Genomic DNA, 10,736 nt, shown 5'->3' on the forward strand with positions numbered 1-10,736 from the left:
CTTTGGAAAGGAAGAAGGTATTGAAGAAATTTTTCCTTAATTGAAACTCTTTTATAAATTCCTAACAATATCTGCAAACTGAATATTGCAATTTGAAAGATTATCATTTACTTTGCAAGCCAGTATGCTGACAATACTATGAAAATGAGATTAAAATTTGATTAAAATATAATATGAAAGTAATTGATTTTGGCCAAACTAATTCGATTCTAAACCAGTACATATCCGAAATTAGAAATGTAGAAGTTCAGAACGACCGCCTGCGTTTCCGCCGTAACATTGAACGGATTGGAGAAATCATGGCTTATGAAATGAGTAAAGAGTTTAAATACTCGGTAAAGAATATCCAGACACCACTGGGAATTGCTCCGGTCAGTACGCCGGACAACAATTTAGTAATCAGCACTATTCTACGTGCAGGTCTGCCTTTCCACCAAGGTTTCCTTAGTTATTTCGACGGGGCGGAAAATGCATTTGTTTCCGCTTACCGCAAATATAAAGATACGCTGAAATTCGATATACATATAGAATATATCGCATCTCCCCGTATTGATGACAAGACATTGATTATCACCGATCCTATGTTAGCAACAGGAGGCAGTATGGAACTGAGTTACCAGGCAATGCTGACGAAAGGTCATCCCGCTGAAATTCACGTTGCTTCCATTATTGCCAGCCAAAAGGCCATTGACCATATAAAGAATGTATTCCCTGAAGACAAGACAACCATCTGGTGCGCTGCCATTGATCCGGAAATCAACGAACATTCTTATATTGTTCCGGGATTGGGTGATGCAGGTGATCTTGCTTATGGCGAAAAAGAATAAATGATTCAACCCGATACACCATCAGCTGATTCAGCCGACACAGGAATAGATATAGAAATCTGTGTATATCCGGTTCTCTCTCATATATAAAAACAGAAATCCTCTTTCAACCTATCACCAGCATTATCAAACCCTTTATCCATAGTGTTTTCAGAGCGGTGATAGGTTGTCAGTAACCTATCACCGCATCTATCACCTATCACCACCTAAATTAAATAATAGTTATTGCTAAAGAGAACATCAACGCGTTCTTAATAGTCTTTCCCGTATTGAAACGACTTGTTTCAAGCCGTGGAACTATCAGTTTCAAGCGTTAGAAACAAAAGTTTCAAGGTGGAGAAACAATAGTTTCACGCTGGAGAAACAAAAGTTTCACGCCGGAGAAACAACAGTTTCAACGCTTGAAACTACTTGTTTACCACCTCGTAACTCCTTTCCATCCCAAGGCATAGATAATATAAGCCACAGGAGAGTAGAGTCGAGCTTTTGATAGACAAAACTCCGCACTTAGTCGATTTTATTTTTATCTGTTCCGATATCTGCTTAGCTTTGAAGTATTAAAACAAATAAAAGCATAAGAGAGATGAGAAAAAACATGAAATTGATAGGATTGGCAGTCTGCTTAACGTGCTGTGCAGGTTTTATAAATGCACAAGAAGCCAATGAGCCGCAAGAAAGGCAACAAGAAAAGCGTCTTCCACGTGAGGTGTTGAATCCGGAAAAGGTAGCCACGCAGATGACAGACCAAATGAACAAGTTACTCCAGTTGACAGATAAACAATATAAAAAAATATACAAGCTGAACCTGAAAGAGCAGAAAGCATTCTTCAAGGCTATGCAAAATTCGGATGGTCAACGTCCGCCAATGGGAGAAGGTCATGGGATGCGGGGAGGACGCCCACCAATGGGTGGAGGCCAACCGCCTATGATGAGAGAAGGTGGTTTTCCCGGTAGAATGGGAGGTGGACCGATGATGAGCAAAGATAACAATTCTGCCGATTCACAAAAGAAAGCTGCAGAAGCCAAAGAAAAGAAGATAAAAAAGATTCTGACAAAAGAGCAGTACGAAAAGTGGCAGGCAGAACAAAATGCCGCACGGAAAAAGGCTGCTCAAAGAAGAATGCACAAAGATAATCACTCTGGCGAAAGACCGGATTTTGAACAGAAAAATCTCTAAAACATCACACTTAATATATTTCTATGAACAGCGTTTGTTTTTCATAATTTTTTTAGTGAATGCAAAGTAGCGGCTCTCTTCGTGAGGAAGAGAGCCGCCTTTATTTTACAGCCTTACAATACATTATAAGGTTGATGACTATTACATTTTAAGGCTTCTTCGCTATCTTGCTCCGCTGTGTCCACGCAAGAAGCATAACTCCGATTAACAATAAAGCCAATGCTGCATAAGCAATACTTTCCGTGACGTGTATGCTTTGCGGATCAAACCACATCTCGATGGTATGTTCTCCTGCCGGCATATTTATTGCACGCAAGATATAGTCTGCACGGGCAATATCCACCGGCTGACCATCGATAGTAACCTGCCATCCCGGATAATATATTTCAGAGAAAACGACAACTCCGTCTTTAGGAGTGGAAGCCTTATAAACCAAACGATTTGGCTCGTAACTGGTTAACTGGATGGTAGATAATGAATCTTTATATCCTTCTGTCACACCCTTCAGCTGTTCTTTAAACTTCACATCCACTACGGCTGTTTCCGTTGGAAGAATATCGTTCAAAGCATCTATTTCTTCATTTGCATTATTTACATACTGCACCTTATCTACGAACCATGCATTACCGTATGCATAAGGATTCATAACAGGAACAGCCTGCCCTTGCTCTCCGGCAGGGAAAATGAAGTATTTGGTATTCAGCATATTCAGTACACGGAATTTGGAAGCATCCACACTGTCCATCTGTCCACCGGCAGTAGCCACAGCCTGATAAGTTTCTTTCATTTCGGGCACGATGTGATGGTCTATCATTTCCTGATAGCGGCGAAGCTTCGCTGCATGATAGCCGCCGACACTCTTATGCCAATATGCTGTATTGTTTTCGTTAAATGTATTACCGGGGAAACCGATGAAGTTCAGTACACGATAATTCGGAGTCGTATCCTGAAGAATAATCTCATCCGCCTGTGTCTTCACGAATGCTTCTGACTGCTTCGACTTCGGCACGAACTGTTCGTCATTCAAATAGCGTTTATTGACACTCCACATATCTATCAGACACAAAAGCGCAATACCCGCCAGTGTGAAAGAGGCTTTCAACTTCCGCAGTTGATACAAGAATAAGAACAGGCAACCGATCACTATAATAAAGAAGCTGCGCCATGCATCCGAAGCAATAATGGCTTCGCGCATTTCAGTCAGATTAGCTACAAACGGAGCCAAATGTTCGGCAGGAAGTGCTTGTTTCAAAGCAGTCATCTCCTGTGTCGTTATAAAGCTGGAGAAGAAAACGCCCGGTGCGACAGCTAAAATGAGTGCAACACCGGCAGTCAGTACCAACGCAGCAATCACTCCTCTGCAGTTCTTTTCCTGTTTCAGCATATCCGGTTTACTCAAAATCTCTTTCAAGGCAAAAATCGCCAACAAAGGTATTGTAAATTCAGCTATTACCAGAATAGAAGATACAGCGCGGAACTTATTATACATCGGGACATAATCGATAAAGAAGTCCGTCAGTCCCATGAAATTCTTTCCCCATGAAAGCAGAATCGAGAAGATAGTAGCTCCCAGCAGCGCCCATTTAAGAGGACCTTTCACAATGAAGCACCCCAATACAAAAAGGAACATCACAAATGCCCCCACATATACCGGACCGGCTGTCCACGGCTGCTCGCCGAAATATTGAGGTAACTGTGAGTAGATACCGTTATACATTGGATTAGCCTTTGCCATAGCAGCTTCGCTCTGCGACATCGTAGATCCTGATCCTCCCCCTTTTACATTCGGAACCAGCAACGTCAACGTTTCACCGATACCATAACTCCAGTTGGTTATATAATCACGATCCAACCCACTACTCGTCTGACTGGCAGCAGCTCCCTCCTGCTTCAATTCGCTCTTGCCGCGCATCGTCTCCTTACTATATTCATACGTATGATACAGATTGGAAATATTGATACAGACTCCTACCACGGCAGCCAGTGCCAAAACCCCGCTGGCCTTGAAGAAATGAGGCAATTCTTTCTTTTTATAAGCATCTTCAAAGTAAGCTCCTACAAAAAACAGGATCACAAACATGAAATAATAACTCATCTGAATGTGATTCGACTGAATCTGAAGGGCGATGAACAGGGCCGTAATGATCCCGCCCAACAGATATTTCTTCCGGTAAGCCAAGACGACACCTGCAATCGTAGGTGGTATATAAGCCAATGTCACAAACTTCCAGATATGCCCTGCCGGTATCAGAATGAAGAAATAGGAAGAGAATGCCCATATCACTCCGCCTAATCCTGCCAGCCAGGCCGATATTCCGAATGCCCGCAAGAGGATATAAAATCCCAGCATCATGATAAAAGTCAGCACTACATAATCCGGGAGAAAGAGGCGATAAATCCTCTCCACTCCTTTCAGAGACGTTGTCGAGTCGTAACTCGGAGACATCTGATAGGTAGGCATACCTCCAAAAATCGAATTCGTCCAACGTGTACGTTCTCCAGTACGTTCGAGGTACTCTTTCGATTCTTGTCCTGCACCGACTCCGGCAGCCGTGTCATGCTGAAACAAGATACGACCTTCGATATCAGCCGGGAAAAAATAGGCAAAAGAAAGAATGATAAAAGCCAGAATGGCTATTAAGTCGGGAAGAAACTTTTTCATTTACGATTAGACGATTTACTATTTACGATTGAAGTTTGAATATAAAAATAAATACGATTGGCAATCTAACATTTACAATTGATAACGGTGGGATATCAATCTCCTGCATTTATCAATCGTAAATGGTAAATCGTCTAATCGTAAATCTAATTAGTATCTATAATGATCTGCTTTATAAGGACCATCCACCGACACACCGATATAAGCAGCCTGTTCGGGAGTCAGCTTAGTCAGTTTCACACCGATCTTTTCAAGATGCAGGCGGGCCACTTCCTCGTCCAGATGCTTCGGCAGGCGATATACATTGATATCATATTTCTTGTTGAACAGTTCTATCTGTGCCAATGTCTGATTGGTAAATGAATTACTCATCACGAATGACGGGTGTCCTGTTGCACATCCCAGATTTACCAGACGACCGTCGGCCAACAAGATGATGCTATGTCCATCCGGGAAATAATAACGGTCTACCTGCGGTTTGATATTCACACATTTGATGCCCGGATAATGTTTCAAAGCATCTACCTGAATTTCATTATCGAAATGGCCGATGTTGCAAACGATAGCCTGATCTTTCATTTTCTCCATGTGGTCGATACGGATAATATCGATATTTCCTGTCGTAGTCACGAAGATGTTACCTTCCATGCAAGCTTCTTCCATCGTCACTACTTCGAAACCTTCCATTGCAGCCTGCAGTGCACAGATCGGGTCTACCTCCGTCACGAGCACCCGCGCTCCGTAAGAACGCATGGAATGAGAACAGCCTTTACCCACATCACCATAACCGCATACCACTACTACTTTTCCGGCAATCATCACATCTGTTGCGCGCTTGATTCCGTCGGCCAACGATTCGCGGCAACCGTACAGATTATCAAACTTAGATTTCGTTACCGAGTCGTTCACATTGAATGCCGGGAACAGCAATTTGCCTTCTTCCTGCATCTGATACAAACGGTGTACGCCTGTCGTTGTCTCTTCAGATACGCCACGCACTTCTTCCGCTACACGATGCCAGCGGGTGCTGTCTTCTGCCAACACTTTTTTCAAAATGGCATTCAGTTCTATTTCATCCTCTGCGTGTACTTCCTTATCCAATACGGCAGCATTATTTTCTGCATCATAACCCACGTGGATCATCATTGTCGCGTCACCGCCATCATCTACAATCACATTCGGTCCCTTGCCGCCGTCAAAGCTCAATGCCTGCAACGTGCACCACCAATAATCGGCAAGAGTCTCGCCTTTCCATGCAAACACCGGCACGCCGGCAGCAGCTATTGCAGCAGCAGCATGATCCTGTGTTGAATATATATTACAAGAGCACCAACGTACTTCAGCTCCTAAAGCCACTAATGTTTCAATCAGCACAGCCGTTTGAATGGTCATGTGCAACGAGCCCATAATGCGGGCGCCTTTTAACGGTTTGGATTCTCCATACTTTTCGCGAAGAGCCATCAGGCCGGGCATTTCTTTTTCTGCCAAATCGATTTCCTTGCGTCCGAAATCAGCAAGTGTAATATCTGCCACCTTATAGGGCAGAGTAGAGAATAATTCTGTAGACATATTGTAAATCATTTATATATAATGGACGCAAAGATAGAACATTCTGATTAGTAGGGCAAAAGCTATCCGTTTTTTTTATATTATAATAACTAGGGAGGCAGTCAGCATCTCGGAATATTGTCTTATATTTGCAACAGATAAAACAAATTCTACAACATTCTAATGAATAACAATAAATCTTCTATGAGGAATTACAAAAACAAAACAAAGGAAGACCTTTTAGAAATAATCGAACAATTAGAGGAGAAAATAGATTTTCTTTCCTCTCATTCTTCTTCTGATTCTTCCTCTCCCTCCAAAGAACGTTTTCGTGATAAATATAGCACCCGGATACTGGATGCTCTTCCTGACATGCTCACCGTCTTCGACCATGACGCCAACATCATAGAGCTTGCTTCTTCTCCGGCAACTAATCACGTAGAAGGTATCAGCGCCAACAATATCACCACTACTAACGTAAAAGACATTCTACCCAAAGAGGCTTATGAAAGTGTCCGCAAGAATATGGATAAGGTGATTCTCACAGGAGAAAGTTCAACAGCCAGACATGATCTTATGTTGGACGGTGTTTTACATCACTACGAAAACCGTATCTTTCCTTTGGATAAGGAATATCTATTGTGTATGTGCCGTGATATATCCCAACAATGGGAGGCGGAACAGACGAATGCCCAACAACAGAAAGAGCTAAAGGCCGCCAGAATCAAGGCGGAAGAGTCGGACCGGCTGAAATCTGCTTTTCTGGCAAATATGAGCCATGAAATACGTACCCCGCTCAATGCCATTGTAGGGTTCTCCAAACTAATCACTTCCGCAGCATCTGCGGAAGAGAAGAACCAATATTCGGAAATCATCGAACGAAATTCGGAAATGCTGCTGAATCTATTCAATGATATTCTGGATCTGGCATCTCTTGAAGCTGATTCTCTAAAATTCAATATCCGCCCGATCAAATTAATAGATATCTGCCTGCAACTGGAACAACAATTCTGCCATAAGACGCAAAACGGTGTCAGGCTCATTTTGGACGACGTAGATACGGACATGTATGCTTCGGGAGACTGGAATCGCATCATACAAATTATAAGTAACTTGCTTAGTAACGCTACGAAGTTTACCCCGAAAGGAGAAATCCATTTCGGCTATCGGGAAAAGGAGGATTTTGTAGAGTTCTATATTAAAGATAGCGGCATCGGCATTCCGGCAGCAAGAATTGCCACTATTTTCCGGCGCTTTGGAAAGGTCAACGATTTTGTTCAGGGAACAGGATTGGGATTAACTCTTTGCAGAATGTTGGTAGAGAAGATGGGCGGACGCATCTGGTTGCGCTCTCAGGAAGGACAAGGAAGCAGATTCTATTTTACCCTGCCTTTGATTCGCCAATAAAGATCGGTTAAGGACACAAATATCAGTGTCCGGGCATGACCTTACAGGACTTTTACAATTAGATATAGAGATACAGAAAACGCGGCTTGTTAGTAACAAAGCCGCGTTTTCCGCATATATCTATGTTCGAAATATATTCATTTATTCCTTAGCAGCCGGAGCACTAAGCATTTCTTTATATTTCACCGGATCATTCAGAATTTTCATTGCTTCCTTCAAACCGTCATCATCCTTCAACTGCTGGATGATATTACCACGTTGGTAATAGTAACGCTTGATAATTTCAGTAGCAATCATCTTCTTTATATCAGATGAGAAATAATCCAAGTCGCGGTCAAGATCATGATTCAACTTCTTTTCAAGTGCTTTGAACTCCTCTGAAGCATCATCCATATATCCTTCAAACTCGGCAGCTTCTTTCAACGTTTTCAGAATCTTCTCGCTTTGCTGGTCATATTTGAAGTCGGCTTTCTTCACCAACGCTTTAAAATCATTATAATCGGCATCTGTCACCTCAAACTTCTCCGGAGCAACGATGGTAGGATGCTTCAAACAATACTGTGTTGCATAATCGAAAATCAGATTATCGCGTACCAGATAGAAGAGGATATTCGGTAGTTTCTCCTGTTTGATAACAATATCCGGCATTACACCACCTCCGTCGCGTACTTCACGTCCGGCAGCCGTATGGAATACCTTAGTCAAACTATCAGGAATGGTTCCTACACTTCCATCTTCATTACGATGCTTGTAATCAATAGCCTGTACACAACGGCCACTCGGAATATAATATTTGGAGGTAGTCACTTTCATCGTTCCGCCATAAGGCAAAGAGCGGGGAACCTGTACCAGTCCTTTTCCGAAGGTACGGTTACCAACGATAACGGCACGGTCGAGATCCTGCAAAGAACCTGATAAGATTTCGGAAGCAGAAGCGGTTCCGCTATTTACCAGTACCGCAATCGGAATGTCCAAATCCAACGGTTCGCGCAATGTCTTGTAAGTGTTACTAGCCTGTTTGATTTTTCCTTTTGTCGTCACAATCACCTTTCCACGCGGTAAGAAATAATTCGCAATTTCTACTGCTTCATCCAGCAATCCGCCGCCATTACTACGAAGGTCTATCACCAACGAAGTAGCGCCCTGTTTCTTCAAATCCAGAAATGCTTTCTTAAACTCTTTGGAAGGGTTGCCGGAAAAAGTGCTAAGGCTGATGTAACCTACCTTGTTATCCAATACGGCAGTATAAGGAATTGCCGGATTCTGAATAGACTCACGCACAATCGTGAATTCCATCGGTGTACGTCCGCCTTTCTCATTCGGGCGCTCAATCTTTAACTTAAAACTGGTACCTGCCTGTCCGCGTAACATCTGGCTGACTTCCGCGTTATTCTTACCGGCAAGATCCTGTCCGTCAATCTCCATCAGGATATCTCCCGCTTTCAGACCGGCTTTTGCAGCAGGCGTTCCCTCGAAAGGTTCAGAAATCATCGAACGCTTTAGTTTCGTATTATAAGCAATGTAAGAACCCATCCCACCAAATGATCCTTTAATCATCTGCTCCAGTTCACTCTGATCCTCTTCCGGGAAATATTCCGTATAAGGATCCAGCGTATAAAGCATATTATCGATTCCTTCCCGAATCGTTTTATTCGGATCAATGGTATCTACATAGAACATATCCAGTTCTTTCACAATCGCATTAAATATATCCAGATTCTTTGCAATCTGGAAATTACGGTCGTCTCCACTCTTGAAACTAAAGAAAGCAACTGTGGCTATCACCGCTACTGCAACAATAGCTATCTGCCTGTTCAGCAATTTTTTCATACCTCTTTCAATCTAAATGAGTCGTAAAAGTAGCTCAATCCTTTGTTATTCCGCCAGAATCCTGTTAATATTTAACTTAATTTCATCCCAGCGTTCCTGTGATATCGTTGTTCCGATTACCTGAATAACATTTCCCGAGAGAATAGAACCTATTTTTGCACATTTATCCAACGAATATCCGCAAGTCAATCCGTATAAGAATCCGGAAGCAAAATAGTCACCGGCACCGGTAGTATCCACCACCTTTTGAACCGAAATGGCTGAAGCCTTTATTTCTTCTGTCCCTTTACGGATATAAGAACCATTTGCCCCGACTTTTACGATAGCAATACTGCATTTCTTGGCAATCACTCTCAAAGCTTCCTCCGGCTCCTTGCCGGTAAAGGCTTTCGCTTCCTCTTCGTTTGCAAAGACAATGTCGACATATTTGTTGATTAGCAAGGTGAAGAATTCCAGATCATTAGCCACAATGTTATAACTAGCCATATCGAGACAAATCTGCAAACCGGCTTCTTTAGCCAGTTCAATGGCATGAAGAATCATTTCGTGGTCCTGAACAAGATAGCCTTCTATAAATAGGTACGCGTAACCTTTAAACATATCCAAGGTCAGTTCCTCTGCTCTCAAAGAAGCCGCTGCTCCCAGATAGGTTCCGAAAGTACGCTCCCCATCCGGTGAAATAAAAGTGGATGCCACACCGGAAGGCAGTCGATCTGACGTCAATAATTTGTCTTCAATCTTATTTTTCCACAGATTTTCACGAAAAAATTCTCCATAATTATCATTTCCCACTTTTCCGATAAACCCTGTTCCGGCACCCAGACAAGCCAGTCCGAGGATGGCATTTCCTGCCGATCCGCCTGTTGCCAAATGGGTTTTCATCTGTGAAAATTTTGCGTTAATCTGCTGTAACTTAGCGTCATCGATGAGCTGCATGCTTCCTTTGGGTAAACCCATTTCATCCAACAGAGTATCATCCTTCAGGGTTGCGAGTACGTCTACCAGGGCGTTGCCCAATCCTATTATTTTGTCCATTCCTAATATTTTTTTTGCAAAGATATTGCATATTTCAAAAAAACCTAGTACTTTTGCATCGCAATTGAGAAAAACATTCTTCCTTAGCTCAGTCGGTTAGAGCATCTGACTGTTAATCAGAGGGTCCTTGGTTCAAGTCCAAGAGGAAGAGCAAAGTTGAAAATCTTGATTGCAAACATTCTTCCTTAGCTCAGTCGGTTAGAGCATCTGACTGTTAATCAGAGGGTCCTTGGTTCAAGTCCAAGAGGAA

At 42.6% G+C, this 10,736-nt stretch carries 7 protein-coding genes and 2 tRNA genes; 5 read left to right on the forward strand and 4 right to left on the reverse strand.

Going from position 1 to position 10,736, the window contains the following annotated elements:
* Positions 1 to 173 precede the first annotated feature (173 nt).
* Together upp and AAHJ11_RS15150 are read left to right on the forward strand one after the other, a co-directional pair.
* Positions 174 to 827, forward strand: coding sequence for a uracil phosphoribosyltransferase (gene upp, locus AAHJ11_RS15145; protein WP_004310703.1), 654 nt, complete (start codon positions 174 to 176; stop codon positions 825 to 827).
* 583 nt (positions 828 to 1,410) lie between these two features.
* Positions 1,411 to 2,004, forward strand: a complete 594-nt coding sequence (locus AAHJ11_RS15150; protein ID WP_148365558.1) for a hypothetical protein — start codon at positions 1,411 to 1,413, stop codon at positions 2,002 to 2,004.
* A 148-nt stretch (positions 2,005 to 2,152) separates the two neighbouring features.
* On the opposite strand, the gene AAHJ11_RS15155 is transcribed toward AAHJ11_RS15150, so the two are convergent.
* Together AAHJ11_RS15155 and ahcY are read right to left on the reverse strand one after the other, a co-directional pair.
* Positions 2,153 to 4,666, reverse strand: coding sequence for a YfhO family protein (locus tag AAHJ11_RS15155; RefSeq protein ID WP_320982907.1), 2,514 nt, complete (start codon positions 4,664 to 4,666; stop codon positions 2,153 to 2,155).
* Between the two features lie 150 nt (positions 4,667 to 4,816).
* Entirely contained in the window at positions 4,817 to 6,247 is a 1,431-nt protein-coding gene (gene ahcY, locus AAHJ11_RS15160) for an adenosylhomocysteinase (protein WP_117936946.1), read from the reverse strand.
* Positions 6,248 to 6,418: 171 nt separating this feature from the next.
* On the opposite strand from ahcY, the gene AAHJ11_RS15165 reads away from it, so the two are divergent.
* Positions 6,419 to 7,621 (forward strand): PAS domain-containing protein, encoded by a 1,203-nt coding sequence (locus tag AAHJ11_RS15165; RefSeq protein WP_195650239.1) that lies wholly within the window; start codon positions 6,419 to 6,421, stop codon positions 7,619 to 7,621.
* A 141-nt stretch (positions 7,622 to 7,762) separates the two neighbouring features.
* On the opposite strand, the gene AAHJ11_RS15170 is transcribed toward AAHJ11_RS15165, so the two are convergent.
* Both AAHJ11_RS15170 and AAHJ11_RS15175 read right to left on the reverse strand, forming a co-directional pair.
* On the reverse strand, positions 7,763 to 9,451 hold the full coding sequence (locus tag AAHJ11_RS15170; RefSeq protein ID WP_004302403.1) for a S41 family peptidase: 1,689 nt from the start codon (positions 9,449 to 9,451) through the stop codon (positions 7,763 to 7,765).
* Positions 9,452 to 9,496: 45 nt separating this feature from the next.
* On the reverse strand, positions 9,497 to 10,486 hold the full coding sequence (locus AAHJ11_RS15175) for an adenosine kinase (RefSeq protein WP_195650237.1): 990 nt from the start codon (positions 10,484 to 10,486) through the stop codon (positions 9,497 to 9,499).
* Positions 10,487 to 10,563: 77 nt separating this feature from the next.
* Here AAHJ11_RS15175 and AAHJ11_RS15180 point away from each other — a divergent pair.
* Together AAHJ11_RS15180 and AAHJ11_RS15185 are read left to right on the forward strand one after the other, a co-directional pair.
* Positions 10,564 to 10,637 (forward strand) — tRNA-Asn (locus AAHJ11_RS15180).
* 30 nt (positions 10,638 to 10,667) lie between these two features.
* Positions 10,668 to 10,736 (forward strand) — tRNA-Asn (locus tag AAHJ11_RS15185).

This window comes from Bacteroides sp. 90-K9/2, assembly GCF_047310725.1.
In the GTDB taxonomy this organism is placed as follows: domain Bacteria; phylum Bacteroidota; class Bacteroidia; order Bacteroidales; family Bacteroidaceae; genus Bacteroides; species Bacteroides vicugnae.